Annotated in this window: 17 protein-coding genes and 1 tRNA gene; 8 read left to right on the forward strand and 10 right to left on the reverse strand. The window is 41.5% G+C overall.

Annotated elements, in window-relative coordinates:
* Positions 1 to 116 precede the first annotated feature (116 nt).
* Positions 117 to 737: a BLUF domain-containing protein gene (locus KPY62_RS12135; protein WP_216582574.1), complete on the forward strand. Its 621-nt coding sequence runs from the start codon at positions 117 to 119 to the stop codon at positions 735 to 737.
* A 282-nt stretch (positions 738 to 1019) separates the two neighbouring features.
* Here the strand turns inward: KPY62_RS12135 and KPY62_RS12140 are convergent.
* The 3 genes from KPY62_RS12140 to pyrC all read right to left on the reverse strand — a co-directional run bounded on the left by KPY62_RS12140 (position 1020) and on the right by pyrC (position 3691).
* Positions 1020 to 1095 (reverse strand) — tRNA-Glu (locus tag KPY62_RS12140).
* 624 nt (positions 1096 to 1719) lie between these two features.
* Positions 1720 to 2376 carry a ribonuclease T gene (rnt, locus tag KPY62_RS12145; RefSeq protein WP_228730780.1) on the reverse strand — a complete coding sequence of 219 codons (657 nt, stop codon included), beginning with the start codon at positions 2374 to 2376 and terminating at the stop codon, positions 1720 to 1722.
* Positions 2377 to 2620: 244 nt separating this feature from the next.
* Positions 2621 to 3691 (reverse strand): dihydroorotase, encoded by a 1071-nt coding sequence (gene pyrC, locus KPY62_RS12150; protein WP_216582578.1) that lies wholly within the window; start codon positions 3689 to 3691, stop codon positions 2621 to 2623.
* Between the two features lie 495 nt (positions 3692 to 4186).
* Here pyrC and KPY62_RS12155 point away from each other — a divergent pair, with 495 nt between their 5' ends.
* Complete coding sequence (locus KPY62_RS12155; protein WP_216582580.1) at positions 4187 to 5425, forward strand: argininosuccinate synthase; 1239 nt, start codon at positions 4187 to 4189, stop codon at positions 5423 to 5425.
* Positions 5426 to 5576: 151 nt separating this feature from the next.
* On the opposite strand, the gene KPY62_RS12160 is transcribed toward KPY62_RS12155, so the two are convergent.
* Positions 5577 to 6647 carry a hypothetical protein gene (locus tag KPY62_RS12160; RefSeq protein WP_216582582.1) on the reverse strand — a complete coding sequence of 357 codons (1071 nt, stop codon included), beginning with the start codon at positions 6645 to 6647 and terminating at the stop codon, positions 5577 to 5579.
* 173 nt (positions 6648 to 6820) lie between these two features.
* Between KPY62_RS12160 and KPY62_RS12165 the strand changes: the two genes are divergently transcribed.
* Both KPY62_RS12165 and KPY62_RS12170 read left to right on the forward strand, forming a co-directional pair.
* On the forward strand, positions 6821 to 7363 hold the full coding sequence (locus KPY62_RS12165; RefSeq protein ID WP_228730686.1) for a L,D-transpeptidase: 543 nt from the start codon (positions 6821 to 6823) through the stop codon (positions 7361 to 7363).
* Between the two features lie 250 nt (positions 7364 to 7613).
* A complete protein-coding gene (locus tag KPY62_RS12170; RefSeq protein WP_216582584.1) occupies positions 7614 to 8234 on the forward strand; it encodes a nitroreductase family protein in 621 nt (206 codons plus the stop codon).
* Between the two features lie 196 nt (positions 8235 to 8430).
* On the opposite strand, the gene KPY62_RS12175 is transcribed toward KPY62_RS12170, so the two are convergent.
* Positions 8431 to 10125: a CYTH and CHAD domain-containing protein gene (locus KPY62_RS12175; RefSeq protein WP_216582586.1), complete on the reverse strand. Its 1695-nt coding sequence runs from the start codon at positions 10123 to 10125 to the stop codon at positions 8431 to 8433.
* A gap of 234 nt (positions 10126 to 10359) precedes the next feature.
* A complete protein-coding gene (locus KPY62_RS12180; RefSeq protein ID WP_216582588.1) occupies positions 10360 to 11946 on the reverse strand; it encodes an isocitrate lyase in 1587 nt (528 codons plus the stop codon).
* A gap of 960 nt (positions 11947 to 12906) precedes the next feature.
* Between KPY62_RS12180 and KPY62_RS12185 the strand changes: the two genes are divergently transcribed.
* The gene (locus KPY62_RS12185; protein WP_216582590.1) at positions 12907 to 13905 is read left to right on the forward strand and encodes a LysR family transcriptional regulator; all 999 of its coding nucleotides are present in this window, start codon (positions 12907 to 12909) and stop codon (positions 13903 to 13905) included.
* Positions 13906 to 14137: 232 nt separating this feature from the next.
* Here the strand turns inward: KPY62_RS12185 and purN are convergent, their stop codons facing one another.
* Both purN and purM read right to left on the reverse strand, forming a co-directional pair.
* Complete coding sequence (gene purN, locus KPY62_RS12190) at positions 14138 to 14821, reverse strand: phosphoribosylglycinamide formyltransferase (RefSeq protein WP_216582592.1); 684 nt, start codon at positions 14819 to 14821, stop codon at positions 14138 to 14140.
* Complete coding sequence (gene purM / locus KPY62_RS12195) at positions 14821 to 15870, reverse strand: phosphoribosylformylglycinamidine cyclo-ligase (RefSeq protein WP_216582594.1); 1050 nt, start codon at positions 15868 to 15870, stop codon at positions 14821 to 14823. The genes purN and purM overlap by 1 nt, the downstream gene beginning before the upstream one ends.
* A 281-nt stretch (positions 15871 to 16151) precedes the next feature.
* Between purM and KPY62_RS12200 the strand changes: the two genes are divergently transcribed.
* The 3 genes from KPY62_RS12200 (at position 16152) to KPY62_RS12210 (ending at position 19262) form a co-directional block, all read left to right on the forward strand.
* The gene (locus KPY62_RS12200) at positions 16152 to 17258 is read left to right on the forward strand and encodes an AI-2E family transporter (RefSeq protein ID WP_216582596.1); all 1107 of its coding nucleotides are present in this window, start codon (positions 16152 to 16154) and stop codon (positions 17256 to 17258) included.
* Between the two features lie 362 nt (positions 17259 to 17620).
* Complete coding sequence (gene hda, locus KPY62_RS12205) at positions 17621 to 18424, forward strand: DnaA regulatory inactivator Hda (protein WP_216582598.1); 804 nt, start codon at positions 17621 to 17623, stop codon at positions 18422 to 18424.
* Between the two features lie 106 nt (positions 18425 to 18530).
* Entirely contained in the window at positions 18531 to 19262 is a 732-nt protein-coding gene (locus KPY62_RS12210) for a DUF2057 family protein (RefSeq protein ID WP_216582600.1), read from the forward strand.
* A 124-nt stretch (positions 19263 to 19386) separates the two neighbouring features.
* On the opposite strand, the gene KPY62_RS12215 is transcribed toward KPY62_RS12210, so the two are convergent.
* Both KPY62_RS12215 and KPY62_RS12220 read right to left on the reverse strand, forming a co-directional pair.
* Complete coding sequence (locus tag KPY62_RS12215; protein WP_216582602.1) at positions 19387 to 19857, reverse strand: Dps family protein; 471 nt, start codon at positions 19855 to 19857, stop codon at positions 19387 to 19389.
* 245 nt (positions 19858 to 20102) lie between these two features.
* Positions 20103 to 20768 (reverse strand): YcxB family protein, encoded by a 666-nt coding sequence (locus KPY62_RS12220; RefSeq protein ID WP_216582604.1) that lies wholly within the window; start codon positions 20766 to 20768, stop codon positions 20103 to 20105.
* Between the last annotated feature and the right edge of the window lie 287 nt (positions 20769 to 21055).

A 21055-nucleotide genomic window follows, 5' to 3' on the forward strand; every position in this document is an offset into this window, starting at 1 on the left:
AAATATAAGTATATTTAATGTAAAAAATCATTATGAAATTCATATTCTCTTGTTTATATATTATTCCTTAGGCCATTTAGTCTAGATTATGTATTATAATTACGAGGAGAGGCAGAGTGCTATCATCAACTAATCCCACTATTTCAAATACAGCAGATCTCTACCAGTTATTGTATGTCAGTCGTATTACTTCGATAGGCCTATCTGGTGCTAGTACGCTCAACGACATCGCTAAAATTTCTGTAAAAAATAATAAAGCTGATAATGTGACGGGGATTCTTTGTTACGGAAATGGCTATTTTTTTCAGTATGTGGAAGGCTCAGAGCAAGCGTTGACTGACCTCAAAAATCGTATTTTGATGGATGATCGACATAAAGATATGCATACCTTAGAGATTTCTGCACTTTTGAAACGTCGCTTTACTGGTTGGTCGCTGCGCTCTATAACTCTTGAGCGTTGGATGCTTAGTGATTCTAGAGTTAAAGCCTTGATGCCGTTTAAGCCCTATAACTGGGACGCTAAAGAGAGGCGACAATTCATAGATACTTTACAAGGCTATTATGAAGAGCAAAAAAATATCGGTGATATCGATACCCAACCTATAAAATATAATGTCTTGGGCTTGACTCTAAGTAAAGTAGTAGGTGAGCACCAAGCATTCTTTTTGATTCAAACTATATTAGGATTACTTATTATTTTGACCCTATTGTGGTTTATGCTATCAGATAAATTTTAGATCATTACCTAAAAGATTGAGCACTAGATCTTATGTTAAACCCCAGCGAACGGCTGGGATTTTTTATGCCTATAGTATTTTCTTAATAATTATAAATTTCAGAACTTTAAGGACATTATGGGTTAAGGATAGATGATTCAATTGTAGTTATATTCACGAAACTCTAAGCCGATCTGCCTTTAAAGATAACTAAGCATTAGCCCATAAAAAAACCTTCCAAAACCTATAAAGTTTTGGAAGGTTTTAAAGCATTACTACCGGAGTAGTTACCACTTTTATATGTGGCGTCCCCAGGGGGATTCGAACCCCCGTTACCGCCGTGAAAGGGCGGTGTCCTAGGCCTCTAGACGATGGGGACTAGGTACTGCGCTTCAACTGCTTTCACCATTTATGCTGAAGTGGTGCACATTTTAATAGCGTCTGTGTCTACTGTCAAGCTTTTTTCTACGTTTTTTTAATAGTAAGTATCTTTTTTTCAGTGCGCGACGTGGATGTAGATCATTGTTCTTTAAATGATGGCGTATCCATAGAGAAGTGCAAGTACTAATAGTTAAAGCCAATAACATATAACCAATAATAGTTCCCCATAACATGTGCTGCGGTTCTAGTTCCATTAGGGTAGTTCTCCTGTTGAGCCTATCACAGCCTGTTGCAGGCCATGAAGGCAGCGTAAGCAGCTTAAATCATCTACAGGATATATCGATTAGTACTGAATCATAACAATGACAATCAAGCTAACTGCCCCTTCTACAAACAGCAAATAACTTAAGCGATAGTCAAAATACTTTCACTGTATCAATGATATCCTTATCGACTAAAAACTAAGATGATCAAGTCGGATTAATAATACAACAGCGTTATTGTTCATTGGAGTAAAGCTATGATCATAGGCTAGCTCTTCTCGCCAATTAACCAATAGCATTTATTGAATGATTAATTACTATTGGTTCATTATAGATAAGATTTGGCTAATTGCTGTTTGTTAGTTGTTGCTATCTGTCAAAGTCTCGTTAGGTTCTTGGACACGTAGGGCATTAGGAAGCATTGGGTAGTGGTTAAGGATATGACAGAAGAGCTCAGCAGTCTTTTGGGTATCGTACAACGCTGAGTGGGCATCATTACCATTGAAATCCAGCCCTGCTGCTTTGCAAGCACGAGCCAGTACCGTCTGACCAAAGGCTAGTGCGGCTAAAGTCACTGTATCAAATACTGAAAACTGATGAAATGGATTGTGATTTTTACTATTAGTACGTAGAACTGCTGCATTCAAAAAGCTTAAGTCAAAATGAGCATTATGGCCAATAAGGACACATTGACGACAGTCCTCAGCTTTTCGCACCTCTTTTAGACCTTTAAAAATGCGTCGTAGCGCTACTTTTTCGTCTTCTGCAATGGCTTTACGCATCGGGTTATTGGGATCAATGCCGGTAAAAGCTAGGGCACTTGGCTCTAAATTAGCCCCTTCAAAGGGTTCGATGTGGGCATTTAGTGCCTCGCCTGGATAAAACACCCCTTGCTCATTGAGCAGAATAGGGATACAAGCAATCTCTAGTAAAGCGTCGGTCTGTGAGTTAAAACCAGCAGTCTCAACATCGACTACTACTGGTAAAAATTTACGAAAACGCTCTTTTAGAGTCATTGGCGTGTCAGTTTCTATAGTCTCAGAGGGTACTGATACTTCAATAGAGCTCGCTTCATCGGTGCTAATACGCTCAGCAGGGCCACTCAAGACATCATCGGATACAGGAGTGTTATTTTGGGTGGTCATAGACAGTCAAATCACTTTTATCGGTAGTCATAGTAAGTTGAAATTATACGAGTAGCTGATGATATGAGTGCTACTAGCGTGGTGGTCATATCATCAGGCTTATGCAAAATACAGTTTAGGACTTGATAGACCAAGGTAGCGTTTCACCGGCCATCAATGGGGTTAGCGTTGAGCCGTCAAAGTAAGGGTAAGCACTAGGGACTTGCATCGGCTTATTGACTAAAGTGACAGTATTAGTACTGATTGGTAAGCCATAGAACAGGGCACCAAAACGACTAGCAAAGCCCTCAAGGCTGTCAATTTTGCCAACGCTGTCAAACGCAGTAGCATATAGCGGTAGAGCCGTTGCTGAGCTATAGCAGCCTGCACACCCGCAAGCGGCTTCTTTTTTGTCGGTAGAGTGCGGCGCTGAGTCAGTGCCCAAAAAGAATTTTGGACTGCCACTAGTAGCCACATCTAATAGTACTTTTTGATGCGAGGCCCGCTTGAGGATAGGTAAGCAATATAGATGTGGCTTGATACCGCCTAACAGTAGATGGTTACGATTGAACATTAAGTGCTGCGGGGTAATAGTAGCAGCAACACGGTTACCTTGCGCTAATACAAAGTCAGCAGCATCGCTAGTAGTGATATGCTCAACTACGATTTTCAATGCTGGAAATTTAGCGATAATTTGTGCTAATACTTCGTCCAAAAAGCGTTTTTCACGGTCAAAAATATCGACGTGATCATGAGTCACTTCACCATGTAATAGCAAAGGCAACTGATGTTTCTCCATAGCTTCAAACACATTTGCTAGGGCATTAATATTCGTAACGCCATCGGCAGAGTTAGTCGTGGCACCAGCAGGGTAGAGCTTAACGGCTTGTACTATGCCTGATTTGACCGCCATTTCTATATCTTGCACGCTAGTATGATCAGTCATGTATAAAGTCATACGTGGATCAAAAGTGGCTTTGCGATCAGCGCTAATGTCACTCACCTGCAAATACTGCATTATGCGCTCACGATAAGCTTGGGCATCAGCTGCATTTTTGACTGGTGGTACCAGATTGGGCATACAGATAATACGATTAAAACTAGTTGCGGCATGGGCAACAGTAGTCGCTAGTGCTTGACCGTCTCGTAAGTGGATATGCCAGTCGTCTGGCTGAATAATAGTTAGCTCTGCAATAGAATCAGTCATAAGGATTATAACGCTCTGTAGGATGAAATTAAGATGAAAAATAGGAACTAAGAGATAGTTAAGGCTGATAAATTAATACATTTGCCAATAAACTATAGGTGATAAATCATTTTATTAGTCCGATTGTACGCATGATTTTGCTAATTATTTAATGGCTAGTTTTTATTAGGGGGTTTTACCAGTACTCATAATAACAGATTTGACTCTCTGACTAAATATGCTGCTAAAGATAAGCTACTGATTACCAAATCTAGCCTTGGATAATAGTGAGCTGATTATTACTAACAAACAGGGCGTAGACTAAATATGATATAAGGTCAATATGAGGTACACTAAGCAGGAAAAGTCAGTTTTGAGCACTTTTTATGCATGCTTTGCATAGTTTGTAAAGCGCCCCTAAACAACGGCCAAATATTTTCTGCATTTTTTACTTTATATTGTAGCTAACTAGCACTATCATATTTTACCCTTCCCGCCACTTACTAGGAGTCATTCATGGCACAACTAGATAAAAAAAATATTAATAAAATTGTTCTGGCCTATTCTGGAGGTCTTGATACTTCAATCATCGCCAAATGGCTACAAGAGACTTATGATGCGGAAGTAATTACTTTCACGGCTGACATTGGTCAAGGCGAAGAAGTAGAGCCAGCACGTCTTAAAGCTGAAGCAATGGGTATCAAGAATATTCACATTGAAGATCTACGTGAAGAGTTCGCTCGTGATTATGTGTTCCCTATGTTCCGTGCCAACGCTATCTATGAAGGAGAGTACTTACTCGGTACTTCTATTGCCCGTCCACTAATCGCCAAGCGCTTAGTTGAGATTGCCGCTGAGCATGGTGCTGATGCTATCAGTCATGGTGCTACTGGTAAAGGTAATGACCAAGTGCGTTTTGAGCTCGGCGCTGTGGCCTTATCGCCTGATGTAGTCACTATTGCCCCTTGGCGTGAGTGGGATTTATCTAGTCGTGAGAGCTTGATGGACTATGCCAAAGAGCATAATATTGCCATCGACTATGCAGGCACTAAAACTAAATCTCCTTATTCTATGGATGCCAATCTACTGCATATTTCTTATGAAGGCGGCATATTAGAAGATCCTTATGCTGAAGCTGAAGATGATATGTGGCGCTGGTCAGTAAGCCCAGAACAAGCGCCAGACAAAGCGCAGTATATGGAACTTGAGTATAAAAAAGGTGATATCGTCGCTATCGACGGTGAGCCGCTTAAACCCTATGAAATTATGATCAAGCTCAATGAGATTGGTGGTAAGCATGGTATTGGCCGCCTAGATATCGTAGAAAACCGTTACGTAGGTATGAAGTCACGCGGCTGTTATGAGACCCCAGCAGGGACTATCATGCTTAAAGCGCATCGTGGTATTGAGTCTTTGACCCTTGATCGTGAAGCGGCCCATCTAAAAGATGAGTTGATGCCACGCTATGCCAAGATTATCTATAATGGCTATTGGTTCAGTCCTGAGCGTTTGATGCTGCAAGAGTTAATTGATAAGTCACAAGAATATGTGAACGGTACTGTACGTGTGAAGTTGTATAAAGGTAGCGTCAGCGTAGTTGGTCGTAAATCAGATGATTCATTGTTCGATGAAAAGATTGCCACTTTTGAAGATGATGCTGGTGCTTATGATCAAAAAGATGCAGAAGGCTTTATCCGCTTGAATGGTCTGCGTCTGGCTATCGAAGCTAGCCGTGGTCGTGACTTGTCTAAGTAGCCAAGCACAGTCAACTAATCCAATTAGTAAGAAACAGAGACCTTGAGTCTCTGTTTTTTTATGCGTTATAAGTTGCTGGCATTAGCCGATATCTAGCAGACGCTCATTAGACGGTAATGGTCTTAATACTAATGCTAGTACTAAGCCGTTGCTATTCTTCTATTTTGCCAATAGCAGCATCTTGCTGTTGACGCTCTTCAGCACGGTCATGCTTATATACTGCGGCGGCAGCTGGCAAGATACCGTTAGATTTTTGCTGCTGATATTTCAAAGCAGCCAAAGCGCCAAGGCTACCGATGACCAAGATAATAATAAGAATGACTGGGTTTTTCCATAGTGGTACAGAGGTATCGTAGTCGATAGGTGCCTCGCTAGTAGTAACAGGGCTAGGGTCTTTATTGGCCTCGAGTAGTCCTAAACTGACTAAAGGCGCAACAGGTGCAGTAGTTGGTTCAGAAGTAATGCGCAATCGATCACGACTCAGATAGATATCAGCAATTTTGGCCAACTGCAGCAACCAGCGTTGATGTGGTAGCTCGATCAAAGGCATCGGAGCAAACACCAACAGATCATTATGACGTCCTTGCTGAACGTTCTCAGGCGCACGACCAATAACTTTTAAGTAGTTAGGAGTTGCCTGCTGCATATCTTGACTGGCGCTGGCTTGTGATGGCTGAAATCCAGTCAGCTCATACCAGTATTTATCGATAGCGGCTGCCTGCAAAAACTGCGGCTGTAAATCAAACCAATGGCCCAGCTCTTCATGATCAAGTTGGCTATAGTCTGCTAAGATAGCCAACTCACGCAGTACAATAAGGCATAATGAAGTTAATAGTGTTTTTACTTGTGCAGTACTAGCGTCAATTTGCGTAGCTATATGAGTACTAGCTTTCATCACAGTTGCCACATCACCAAATACTGCATCAGCGACATCGTTGCGATGATACAGACTGGCATTGATGGTTGCAAAGTTCATCGCATTGTACTGACGCAGCTCTTTGACCGCGCTACGAGTAAATAGTTTTTTATGCACCGCTGAGGCGTGATATTGCTGTTCATAAGCGAGTAGAGCCGTTACGATAGCTTGTAGACTAGCAGCTAGTCCTAATCGTGTTTGTGGTAAGGATAGGTTAGCAGCATCAGCCAACAACGAAACTATAGGCTGCATATCTTGAAATAGAAAATCATACATCGACACTCGTGTCGGTGAAATATTGGTCATAATTTGCTAGCTTTAAAAGGTTTAAGTATATAGTACGGTGCCTACGAGTTTGATACAATCTTTTAACATTAAAAATAGGTGTTGGTTTATTCAAATGGCTACAAATTATTTATAACTTAGGTCTCAAGAAATCAATAGATGCTTACTAACAGACTGCTAGTGGATTATTACTTATGACACGACTTATGACACCACCAGTTATCCCACAAAATAATAACTATGCTACTTATATCATTATTAATATTGTTGAGCAAAAACTGAGCTTATATCGACAAGATACCTTAGTCTGCCAGTATAGTATCTCGACTGCTAAAAACGGTATAGGCAGTCAACAAGACAGCGGCTGTACGCCACTGGGTAAGCATATTATCGCCGAAAAAATAGGCGGTACTGAGCCTATGAATGCCGTGTTTATTGGCCGAGTGCCTACTGGTGAGGTTTATAGTGCCAGCTTAGGGCAGGAGCAGCCGAGCCGCGATTGGATATTGAGTCGGATATTATGGCTCGAAGGTGTAGAGCCAGGCTTTAATAAAGGTAGCAACGCTCAAGGGGGCTGCGATACCTATCAGCGTTATATTTATATTCATGGCACGCCCGATACGGAGCCGATGGGTGTACCCCTTTCTCATGGCTGTATCCGCATGCGTAATCAGCATATTTTTGAGTTGTATGCGCAAGTAGAAGAAGGTACTTCAGTTATGATTATAGACAGCTAATGTCATTGCATAGTTAAAGCATAGTCAAATTGCAAGAAAAATTACAAGGTTATTGATAAAAAAAACTTAACCCAAACGTTTAACCGTTAAGCTCACTGCTATAATCTTCAGCCTATCTGTTGTCAAAACTGTTGTCAACACTCGATTAACGCTGCGCTAAGGCTACTGTAGTCATGCTTGGCTAATGGTCATATTTATTACCATTGTTACTTGCCTCTTAACTTCAATTACAATTATAAGGATAATTATAATGTCTAAAGCTACTCTGGAAACTCTGCAACAAACCTTTAATGAACGCCGCTCTATTTATGCTTTAGGTAATGAGTTAGCTGTCGCCCCACAAGCTATAGTCAATATGGCTGAACGCATCTTACTACATACCCCTTCGGCTTTTAACTCGCAATCCTCACGCTTAGTAGTCTTATTTGGCGAGCAGCATCAGCAATTGTGGGATATTACCGAACTTAAGCTGCGAGAAGAAGTGGCTGATGGCGATTTTTCCAGCAGCAAGCAAAAGATGGATGGCTTTCGTGCTGCTGCTGGTACTGTGCTGTTCTACGAAGATGCAGATGTATTAAAGTCGATGCAAGACAAGTTTCAGTTGTATGCCGATAGGTTCCCTATTTGGGCGCAACAGACTTCAGCGATGCATCAGTATGCGCTATGGACAGAGCTGAGTACATTAGAGGTTGGCGCTAGTTTGCAGCATTATAATCCGCTAATTGACAAAGATGTTGCGGCAGCGTTCGCTATCCCTGATAACTGGGAATTAGTGGCACAAATGCCGTTTGGTAATATATTGCAAGCTGCTGGCGACAAAAGCTATCAGCCACTCAATCAGCGTATGAAAGTACTAGGATTAGAGCAGTAATAGTTCAAAAACCTATTGGTTAAAAACTGCTCTAACAGCTATTTAATAAACAGCAGCTCGTAAAGCTTAGTTACTACTGAGTTGTATAAGTAAAAAAAAGACAGTCTCTATCAGTGAGGCTGTCTTTTTTTATCAGTGCTGTTTATAAGGTGCTTTATTAGTATTTCTACTATCGCTTTCTATAAAACCTAGTTACTTACCAAAAGCTAGCCGTACGGCGGACTTTAGCCAAGCGTTTTTGGCAGCGCTGCCAATCGCTTAGGGTTAAAGCAGCAAACCAGCCAGCGCCATAGAGTGCATTAACGTCAGTGGTAGCTTTTTGCTGATAATAGCGTTGGTATTGCTGATGATCTTGATGCTGACTTAAGGCTTGCTGAGCTTTAGTTAACTGCTTTAGCAAGCGTTTGGTTTTTTTACTAGCATATAGCGGGGCGGCAAATTCACTAATATAGCGTAAGTCGTTTAACTGACGCTGCACTTTATGTTGTGCCGCTTGCTGTTTCTCAACGCCAGCAATATTACTATCTGCTACTGCCTCACTACCTACCTCAGTATCCTGTAAAGCAGTTTCTGGTGGCTGTTCAATTAAGTCATCGCTTAGGTCATCACTTAGGTCATCGCTTAGGTCATCACTTAGGTCAACGAGCTGATGATCAGCTTTCAGTAACTTTAGCTGCTTTTTAGCTAGTATTTTTGCTAGCTTATCGACAGCTAAGGGAGCTGCTGATTCTTCATTACTATCAGCACTCATGGCAAACTCAATCAGCTCCAGTAAGGTAATCTGGAAGTCATTAGCAGCAATAGCATTAATAGGAGTAATTTTTAGTTTAGCAATATCTGTTGTCCACTCTACGCTAGGCGCACCTTGCTGTACTAACTGTTGCTCAACATGAGCCGCTATATAAGCAAGCCCACAGTAGTCACCGAGTAAGCGCTCTGTTTGCCTAAGGATTAGTGACCATTCAGGATTAATATGCTCTGAGAATTTTTTAAAGGTTTTTAAGGCCACGCGCAGACGTCCAATACCCAGATGCAGTTGCAATAGATGACTGTCATCTTCACTACCTGCTACGATAGCACTACTATTGGGTAGTATTTGTAGCAGACAGTTATGTACTACTGCCCGAATAAACTGCGGCAGACTGCTATGCTCATCAACCTTTAATTGGCTGAGATCAGCACCGACCGCTGGACTAAAATCCTCGCCTTTGATCAGCAAGCCGCCACGTTCAGCTTTAGTCACAGTAGATAGGCATAATTTATAACGCTTACACCAGATTTTGGCAGTGGCAAATAAAAATTCAAGCTCGCCACTCACTAATTCAAACTCTATCTCTTGAATGGGTTGGCATAAGCTAGCATCATTGCCGTGAATAATCTGCCCATAATCATAGGCCATTTCCACATGGTTAGAGGATGGATTGCTATGGTTATCATGACTCTTATCGCTACCCTTATCCTTATTGCTAGTATCTTTTAACAAGCGGGTAGTACGCTGAACATCAGTAACGTATTGCCGTGTTAGATTTTTTGTCAGCTTTTTTAATTTAAACTCAGCCAACGCTGGGGCAATAGGAGTGTCTTGATAAAGGCTTAAATCGGGAAGTAAATTATTATCATCAAGCATGGCTTGCACTTGGTTAGTTTCCAATAAGGTATTGTGCTCTAAACGCGCCGCTAGGCCATCACCACCAGCTTTAATAGTCTGTACCCAGTTGGTACCTTCCTTACGGATACGCAAGCCAATACCAGCGTTTGCCAGTGCATAATCGGCTGTATCATAATAGTGAGCAGCCAGTTGAGTGGTCTCAGATGATTTTACTTTTGCTTGGCGCATTAAGCCTTTTAGGCGTGCTGCTGGCACCAAAAATTTTAACTCTATCTCTTGCATGCTAACCTCCTACTTCTAGAGTGATAATGTCACTATCCTATGAGAGGCTGCTACTAATAACAAGCTAAATTTGATGAGTTAAATACTGAGGTTAGCCGTTAACGATATACTTCTTATTAATAATCGTGATAGAGCTATATTTTACAGGTTATAAAAAAGCCGCCCTACATAAAGTAGGGCGGCTTTTTAGTTTAAATATTTACTGTTTAGTGCGTACTCATAGGAGGATAAGGCCTATTTGAATTGATCCATAGTGTTCACGCCACCACCAGCTTTAAGGGCATTGTCACCTGAGAAGATCTCTTTATGATCATCACCGATGTCAGAACCAGCCATTGCTTGGTGCTTAACTGCTTCAACACCTGCACGGATCTCTTTACGTTGTACACCAGCTACATAAGCAAGCATACCGTCTTCACCAAAGTAGCCTTTAGCAAGCTCATTCATTTCAAGTGCAGTAGTGTGATACGTAGGTAGAGTGATTAGATGATGGAATACGCCTGCTTCACGTGCTGCGTCTCTTTGGAAGCTCTTCGCAAGTTCATCAGCTGCAGTATTCAATTCTGTATCGTCGTAATCGCCGCTCATTAAGTCATCTTTGTTATACGCAGAGATGTCTTTACCTTCTTTTTCCCATGCAGCAATTACTTGCTTACGGAAGTTAAGAGTCCAGTTGAACGATGGGCTATTGTTATAGACCAATTTAGCTTGTGGCTGTTGCTCTTTAATACGATCAACCATCATTTTGATGTGTTCAACGTTTGGCGTTGGGGTTTCGATCCATAGTAGATCAGCGCCGTTTTCTAGAGCCGTTACACAGTCAAGTACAACACGGTCAATGTTAGTGCCTTCACGGAAGCTATATAGACCGTTAGCTAGACGTACTGGACGTACTAGTTTGCCGTTGTGCTTAAGCAAGCTGTCATTCTCATTAGCAGTTTCAAGCGTAACTTCTTCCATTTCGATAAAATCGATATATTTAGAAGCAAGATCACCAGGCTCATTCGATACTGGGATTTTTTGCGTTAGTGATGCGCCTTCAGAGTCAGTACGGGCAACGATAACGCCGTCTTCAACACCAAGCTCTAAGAATGCATAACGGATAGCGTTAAGCTTGGCGATATAGTCTTCATGCGGTACAGTAACTTTACCAGCTTGGTGACCACATTGCTTAGCATCAGATACTTGGTTTTCGATTTGTAGCGCACAAGCACCCGCTTCGATAAGCTTTTTAGCAAACAAATAGGTGGCTTCTTCATTACCGAAACCGGCATCGATATCAGCAATAATTGGCACAACATGCGACTCAAAGTTTTCGATTTTGTCTTGAATAGCTTTAGTGTCTTGACCCGCTTCTTCAGCAGCGTTTAGCTCACGGAAGTAATCGTTCAATACTTTAGCATCAGCTTGACGTAAGAAAGTATAAATCTCTTCGATAAGATCAGATACAGCCGTCTTTTCATGCATAGATTGGTCAGGCAATGGACCAAATTCTGAACGGAGAGCCGCAACCATCCAACCTGATAGGTAGATATATTTTTTAGAAGTAGTACCGAAATGTTTCTTGTTTGCATACATAGTTTGTTGGGCAACAAAACCATGCCATGCACCTAAAGACTGAGTGTATTTAGAAGTATCTTGATCGTACTCTGCCATGTCTTGGCGCATGATTTTTGCAGTATATTTTGCAATATCTAAACCAGTTTTAAAGCGGTTTTGAACCATCATACGTGCAGCATCATTCTCGCTGATATGGTCCCAATTGCCGTATTTTTGTTTCAGTTCACGTACACGTTCAATTGCAGATGTATAATTTGACATCTAGACTTCTCCTTGGTGGGTGTTAAAAGACTAACGAACAGAGTTTAATTTAAAATAAGCTTAGTTATTAAAAATGATTTTAGCGATACTCACACCATTATCTGTATAGCTGAGCTGCTATCGAACGTAGCAATAATTGCACTGAGTTGTAGCAAACACGATGGTAATAATGATAATGATATCGAAACTTAGGACTGATTATGACCCTAAGGGTGTTGCAGTTTGAGGTAACTATGAATAATTATTTATTCAGCATAAATCTTTGGCCTATTACCCTAAACAAACTTGACGAAGAATACAAGGGCTATAAGTAGACAAATTAATAAAAAATAGTTGGCAGTACAATATCATTTAGTAGATAGGCTGATAGCTTGCAGCCTTAATATAGGCAGAGCAGTTAGTGTAACCTGATCAAACTATGGGCACAATAAATCTAGCAGAAGCACAAACTGTTGTTATTTATCATGGTGTATAATGAGCTAAGTTGTCGTCAGCCAATCATCATAACTGCTGTTATTCAGCATAATGTATTTGCAGTAAAGCTTTTAGAGTAGTAGTGCTGAGGCATATTTTAACGTATTTTAGCAGCTAGCAGTCGCTGATATCGCTAACTACTAATAAGAGGTGCTACAATGACCTATAGTATATTAGCAAATGGGTCATTAAGATCGATCAGTATTGTTTACGTTTTGACCTAACTATATTACTCACTATAACTACCTTAGTAAGATTTATCTAATTTATGATTGTTATCTCTAGTATTTACTTTATGTATAATATAGTAAAAACAATGACTTACATTGATATACTTAGATATTAGTCAGTGGCATAGAACGAATTATAGGTTGAAATCTACGATGGTGTATTGATTTGATGGCTTATTAGATCATAAACCAGTAGAAAATTGCCAATATATTCAGTTTATAAAAAGCACTTATTTTTGAGCTAAGAGAAATACGTATGAATTTGCAGCGGGTCGATTTGAATTTATTGGTACATTTGGATGTATTGCTCCGAGAAAAAAACGTAACGCGCGCAGCTGAGCAGTTGGGTATTACTCAGCCGGCTATGAGTAATATTCTACGTCGTTTGCGTAAGCTATTTAATGACCCTTTACTGGTGCGTTCATCAGAAGGCATGACTCCTACGGAGCGTGCGCTTGAGTTACAACCACGTATCCGCGAAATATTGGCTGATCTGACTCAAGTGTTAGAGCCGCGTACTGAGTTCCGTCCTTATAGCACCTCACGCGTTTTTCGTATTATGACTTCAGACTATGCTGAAGCCACTTTAGTGCCCAAATTAGTCAAAGCACTACGCTCAGAAGCACCTAACGTTATTTTAGACTTTTTGACTCCTTCAGACGTTTCTTACCGTGACATGGAACAAGGTCGAGTTGATCTAGCGATTAATCGTTTTAATGAGATACCACAAAGCTTTCATCAAGTACTAGTTTGGCGTGATACATTTAGTTGCTTACTGTCTTCCGATAGCCCTTATGCTGGTCGTTTTAACCTAAAGAACTATCTAAAAAGTCAACATGTCTGGGTGTCAAAAACTGGAATGGGTGTTGGTTTTGGTGTCAACCCTGAAAAGTCAGGTGGCCTAGGCTCTATCGATCAAGCTCTGCAACGCTTAGGTCAGAAACGCCATATCAGTGTTTTTACTCGCCATTATCAAATGCCGGCAATGCTAGCGGCTAATAAAGATTTGATTGCCACTTTGCCCACTCGAGTGGCCCGTATGCAAGCGACTAATGACAGTATTGTCATGAGAGAGCCACCTTTCTTTATACCAGAGTTTGAGCTGACAATGGCATGGTCGCCGTTACTCCAGCACCATCCAGCTCACCGTTGGTTGCGACAGCTGATTATGCATGTGGCTCGTCAAGTAGTCGCTGAGGAAGAAGAAAAAGAGCACGATATCCCGCTAATTAACCAGCTGTTTGGGCCGCAATAACCGTTAACTATTGCCAATAACTGGCACTAATTTAAGGGCTGGTTCCGGTATGAAATAGTTTATCAAAATTAAGGCTACTCATAAGCTTGACGCAGACAAATAGATTTTTTGATTAACTATTAGTAATCTATAGAAAAGCCCAGCATTTCTAGTAATAGAAACGCTGGGCTTTTTATTGGGCTTAAAAACTTAAAAAGAGGCGATAAGTTGTTAGCAATGCAATACTCTACCGCTATAACAGCAGTTTTAAAGGTAAAGGAGGTAAGCATGACTCAGTATTTTGCGAATACGGTTCATTGATAGTTAATACCCCTTTAGCCAGTAATAGCAGCGTCCATGGCAGTAGCTTATGCTCAATTTTTTGCACGCGAGCTTGTAGGCTTGTAGCAGTATCTTTGGCACCAACACTCAGCACGCCTTGGGTCAGCACTTGCCCAGCATCCAGTTCAGCGGTCACAACATGCACGCTACAGCCATGATGACTATCGCCTGCTTGTATGACACGCTGATGAGTGTCTAACCCTTTATAAGCGGGAAGCAAGGCAGGGTGTAGATTGACCATAGGAGCAATGCTGTTATCAATAAACTCGGCACTAACTACTCGCATAAATCCGGCCAATACTATTAAATCGGGCTGCCACTGTTGCAATTGTTCGCTGGCATGACGCTCAAAGGTCTTGATAGCCATGCGTTTGCCACTAGCAGTATGCGAGAGTACCGCTACTGGGATGCCAGCTTGTTGGGCACGAGTGATAGCATAAGCATCCTCACGATTGCTGATGATGCCCACGATATTGATTGGTAAAGTACCCGACTGCATAGCGTCTATCAGCACTTGTAAGTTACTACCGTTACCAGATACTAAAACGGCTACACGCATAGGATCAGGTGCTTGTCTTAGAGGAGCTACCGGCATTAACGGTACACCACTGCATCAGCTTCACGCTTGATCATTTCGCCAATTTGCCAAGCTTTTTCGCCTGCCTCAGTTAGGGTTTTAAGAGCTGCCGCCGCTTTATCTTGTGGCACCACAATCACAAAGCCCACGCCACAGTTAAAGGTGCGGTACATCTCGCTCTGTGCTATATTGCCTTGGGTTTGTAGCCAAGTGAATAGCTCAGAGAACTGCCAGCTATTAGTATCAATACTAGCCGCTAAATGATCTGGTAATACTCGTGGTAAGTTGTCGGTAAGACCACCACCAGTAATATGTGACATCGCATGTAGCGCTGCATTACCAACCGTATCTTGTAAGGCTTTAATAGCTTTGACATAGATACGAGTAGGGGCCATTAGGGCGTCTTGAATAGGTTGACCGTCTAATTGTTCAGTACTAGTAGTCACATCTATACCGCTAACTTCTATCACTTTGCGTACTAGCGAATAGCCGTTTGAATGTGCGCCACTTGATCCTAACGCTATCAGTACATCGCCTTCAGCTACGTTTTCGCCAGTAATCACTTCGGCTTCTTCGACTACCCCAACACAAAATCCGGCTAAGTCATAATCATCTTCTTGATACATGCCTGGCATTTCGGCAGTCTCACCACCGATGAGCGCACAGTTAGCAAGCTTACAGCCCTCGCCAATACCAGTAACTACAGTAGCAGCAGTATCTACATCTAGCTTGCCAGTAGCGTAATAATCCAAGAAGAATAATGGCTCTGCACCACAAACTAGTAGGTCATTAACACACATAGCGACCAAATCAATGCCGATAGTGTCGTGACGGTTTAGTTGTAGAGCTAGTCTGAGCTTAGTGCCTACACCATCTGTACCGGAGACCAAGAGTGGAGAGGTATAGCCGGTTGGAATACGGCATAAAGCACCGAAGCCACCAAGACCACCTACTACTTCAGGTCTAGTAGTGGCTTTGGCCACTGACTTGATACGCTGAACCAGCGCGTCGCCTGCGTCAATATCAACACCTGCGTCTTTGTAGCTTAAAGAGGGCTTGTCACTCATGATCATCTCACAGTTAGAATAATGAATTGGGTTGGGCGGAGTAAATTAATAATGGTTGGCGCATTATACCCAAAAATAGCGGCTACTCGCAAAGCAACTTAGCAATAATCTACTAACATTGCTAATAAGGGCTAAATAAACCCATAAAACACAAAAAATCACTGCTTTTTCTATCTACTCTGCGATAATAATGCATTTAAATTGTGCCAAACTTATTTGTTTTGTGCACAGTTTCTCCTATCTGTTATATAGACATAAGCTTAAATTTAGGATTACCACTAATGATAAACCAGACTATAGACCCTTTTTTCAGGCGTTTATTTATCGTCGTCACTATTGTCATAGCCTTTGTGCTTTTGTATCTTATGGCGCCGGTCATCATACCGTTTGCATTTGCTTTTGTATTGGCCTATCTTTTTAACCCGTTAGTAAGAAAACTATCAAAGTATGTGCAACGTTGGATCGCCATTCTCCTGGTTTATGCGACTATTACTTTGAGTATGGTGTTACTGTTATGGTGGCTGATACCTACCTTGTGGTATCAACTACAAGCCGCTTGGGATTATTTACCAAAAGTACTGAACTGGTATAACGAGGTGGCTCGCCAGTGGTTTGTCGATAATACTCGTATCCGTATGCCGGTATTAGAGAGCAAGGGCTTTTCTGAGACTTTAGTGGGTTACATGCAAAGCCATTATGAGTTTTCTGATGCGGGAACTTGGGTTAGCCAGCTGTTAGCTTCGAGTATGAACTTTATTAATAGCGCAGGCCTGATTGTACTAGTGCCTATTTTGACCTTTTATTTCTTATTTAATTGGGATAAGCGTCTGCACAATTGGAAAATGGCTATACCCGCTGCTTACAGCAAAAAGGTCATTACTGTGGCACGCGAATGTGATCGGGCATTGATGGAGTTCGTCAAAGGACAGTTGTTGGTTATGGTACTGCTAGGGGTCATTTATGCCGTTCAGCTTCAGTTAATCGGCTTAGAGCTAGGTCTTATTATTGGCATGGGAGCGGGCATTGCCAGCTTCGTACCTTATTTAGGGTTTGGTCTAGGGTTTATAGCTTCAATTATCGCCGGTTTGTTCCAGTTCGGCTTAGACTGGTTCCATTTATCGTTAATTGCTGGGGCTTTTTTAGTCGGACAAGCCGCTGAAGGCTACGTTCTACAGCCGCTATTGCTAGGGGACAAAATTGGCCTCTCACCATTATGGGTTATCTTTGCAGTATTGGCAGGGGCTAGTCTACTAGGTTTCGTAGGTATGCTGATCGCACTACCAGTGTCAGCCGTGCTAAATGTGTTATTTCGTCATCTATACGCTTATTACCGTTCCACTGATTTTTATAAAGGTCGTAAGCAGTTAGAGCTATTCGAAAAAAAATAGCTTAGCTATTTCTACATAGAGTAGAGTACTGGCAGTTGCTATTCATAATGCCAAGGTAATAGTGCTGAGCTCATAGTGCTAAGGATCGAATACTAAACCTGCTTTAGGTAAGTTGTGCGCTAAAAGACTTGTCAGTCATTTTGTAATTATGGTATATATAGGGGCATTGTCTACTATCTTGCATACTCTCAATGTTAAGTTGTCTTATTTTTATAATTAGGCAGTTATACAGATTAGTAGGCATAACTAGCAGTTGTCAGTAGTAATAGTATCCCTGCTGGCATTTTTAAGTAGTATGATGTCATATTTGGCATTCGGTTTATTTTCAGTCTATCGTCCTACGCAAACTAAGTTGATGATTCATGGCAAAAGCACAGCTAAGTCTCAATCTAGACATTAAACACGATGCGAGCCTCAGTGACTTTTCTGGTCCCGGTTGGCTGTCTATCATTGATGCTATAAGGCAGTTACATGTCGGTTTAATCGGTCAGCTGTATCTGTTTGGTAGTCCTGCTACTGGCAAATCACATCTGCTATCTGCTATTTGTGAATCCTTTATTGAGATGGATAGGTCGGCCATTTGCTTGTCATTGAACGAGCTAATACATACGGATGTTAACGTGTTGTCCTCGTTGGAGAATTTTGACGTTATCGCTATAGATGACCTAGAGGTACTTGAGCATAGCAGTGAGTGGCAAGAAGCCCTGTTCCATTTAATAAATCGTAGCCGTGAAGGTCAACGTCAAATACTGTTTGCCGCTAATAAACCTGCCAGCGAGCTACCGTTTAAGCTGACAGATCTGTTGAGCCGTCTCGCCCAAGCGCCTACTTTTAAAGTTCCTAATGGCCATGATTTGGCCGATCGTCAAGCCTTAATACAGTCTATTTTACGCCGCCGTGGCTGGCAGTTTGATGAGCGCATCCTCAATCATTTACTTACTGAGGGCCCCCATCGTATTGGGGCGATGATGGAGGTATTAAATTACATTCAGCCTATGTTCTCAAACTTAGGCCGAAGTAATATCTCTAAAGCGGTTATTAGCGATGCACTGCGCACTATTGATGAGCAGACCCTTGCCGCTGAACTGGCTGATATTAGCCAAGAGACCCAAGTAGATCATGACGCTGCTACTCTAGATCAACATACGATGCCGCTAGACTTTTAATAACTCGAATACTTAGCTACTCAATCCGATAGCTTTTTATAACTATGTTTATCCCTAAAAAAACTTAGCCTGTTTATCGAAAAACTTACCACTGATAGGATACCTTATGACCGTCTTCACTTCTCAGTTAAGAAAACTTACCCTCGGTGCTGTATTGATAAGTGCAGGGTCAGTATCTATGCTTACGAATGCAGCAGTAACTCTAATGGTTGATGATAATATCAAGGTTACGGCTATCAATGGTCAAGAGCTCAAACAAGGCATTCTTGAGCCTTTGACCAAACAGCTGAGTCTACAGCCCGGACAACACGTCATTACTGCTAAGTATGATCGATTTTATCAACTCCCACGTGATGAACATGACTATCTACGCTCAGGGAATATCAGTGTTGCAGCAAATCTATTAGATAATCAAACCTATCGTCTGACTATGCCTAATCAGCCAGAAGAGTATCGTGCAGCCAAACAGTATGCTCAACAGCCAACCTTAGCCATACAGCAAAATAATACCATTATAGCCAGCCAAAAAAGCATAGTGGGTAATGATGGCGGTATATTCTCAGGATTAGGTAAAGCTTTAGGTGGAGTATTCGGTGGTGGTAGTAATGCTGAGATGCAAAACCAGCAAGCTATCGCTGCTTTGAGCCAGCCAGGAGTAAACGCACAAAATAATACTAATACAACCGCGATAATATCTTCTGGCACTTATGCAGCGATTCCTAGTGCACCAGCAGCTAATAGCGCTCAAACCAGCAGCACTCTGGATAATTTTATGCAGTTATGGCTGAATGCTACGCCAGCTGAACGTGAAAAAATGAGTCAATGGATTAAGCAGTAAGCAGGCTGTAAACAGTAGCTAGTTTATCAATGACTTTTATAGCTAAGCACAAAAAAGCACCCAGTAGGGTGCTTTTTTATTGGAGGTAATTTACCTAACTTATAGTTCTATAGCTTAGACGGTTCTAGCCCAAAAAGGCGTTGTACATCCAAACGAGTTTTTCTTGTTCTTGCACATAGGCATCTACTAGATCCGCTGAACCTTGATCGTCTGCTTCTGCAGCTGAAGTAGATACTTGACGCTGCTCTTCTATCAAAGCTTGTAGGCCAGTGACTACCCCTTTAACACAAGTATTACCGTCTTTAACGTTTTTATCTTCTTGAATACCAGCATGCTGGGTAAAATCGCTGTAGGCATGATAAGGAGTACCACCTAAAGTCAAAATGCGCTCAGCGATCTCATCAATTTGTATCTGTAGGGCAGTATACAGTTCTTCAAACTGAGGATGTAAAGTAAAGAAATGCTCACCTTTTACGTTCCAATGATAGCCTCGGACATTAATATAAAACATATGATAGCTAGACAATAAGCCATTAAGTTTAGCAATGATGGCGCTCATATCTGCTTTTTCTAAACCAATCTGGTTAGTAGTCATAATATTATCCTTTTAGTGTTATTTTAGAATTAGAATTAGAATTAGAATTGTAATGCTGCTGTTAGCTTAGAAGGTAGTAGTCGCTAACCACCAGCCGATCAGCGACTGGTTTTGACTATCAGTCACTGATCTGTTTATGGTCATTATCATAACAACTGCAGCTCTATAAGTTAAATTAATTAAACCAAAAGATGAGTTATGTTTTGTAAAATCAATCTGAATCTTGCCATCAAGTAATCAATAAATTATATCTTCTCAGCAGGCTGCTGTAAACTCTGAGTATTCAAACCACGAACAGGAATGACTTCTTGTAGATGTTGACGTACCGTAGCGATAGGGAACTTTTGCGCTTGCAAACGTTTAGGTACGATTTGACTGCCTTGCTGGCCTTTTACCTCAAACATCATAAAGATATAGTCATCAGTCTCATCCCAGCTTTTAACAGCGCTCCATGGGATTACCGCTTGCTGTGTGCTCGCCGCACGCATTTGCATACCGCGCATTTGATTGTTCATCAGATCAGGCTGATTGACTGGCATCGCCATAACCAAACCATGTTTTTGTACCCCAAGTTTCATTTGACGCATTTCATCGGGCATCTCTTGCTCAGAGACTTGCTTCTCAAATTGCTTTTTGACATACCACTTAAAGCCAAGCGTACGCACTAGCAGATAAATCACTACTGCGACTATCATCACCCAAAAGATAATCGTCGAATAGCCAGATACAAAGACCAGTCCTGCAATCGCTAATATGACTACTACCGCCATGATAATCCATTCTTTAGTCTTAATGCTAGATAGACCGAAGGAGGGGCTAGCATTAGCAAACAGTTCATATTGTGCTTGCTGAAATTCAGCTTCAGTTAAGTTCAAAGCGACAGGTTGTAGGGTATAAGGATACAGGGCCATAAAGGGTTCTCAAATACTTTGATTAAATGCGGTGGCAACAGCGAAATAGCATGCTGCCCATAATTGATAATAGATGTTTGCTTATCTTACCGAAAAGCGCCTGTAAAAGAAACATATATGCATCTTAGCGTAGCAATAGACGGCTTTTAGTAGCTTATAGATAGTAGATATAATGAGAGAAAACCTAGGCTAAAGCTACGCTAAACATAGTCAAAGCTATCTGGTCTTGGTATCATAGCAGCTGCTTTCAATAGCTCTGTCTTAGTTTGACCCTTAACTTCTAGCGC

The sequence above is a fragment of the Psychrobacter sp. TAE2020 genome, assembly GCF_018919485.1.
In the GTDB taxonomy this organism is placed as follows: domain Bacteria; phylum Pseudomonadota; class Gammaproteobacteria; order Pseudomonadales; family Moraxellaceae; genus Psychrobacter.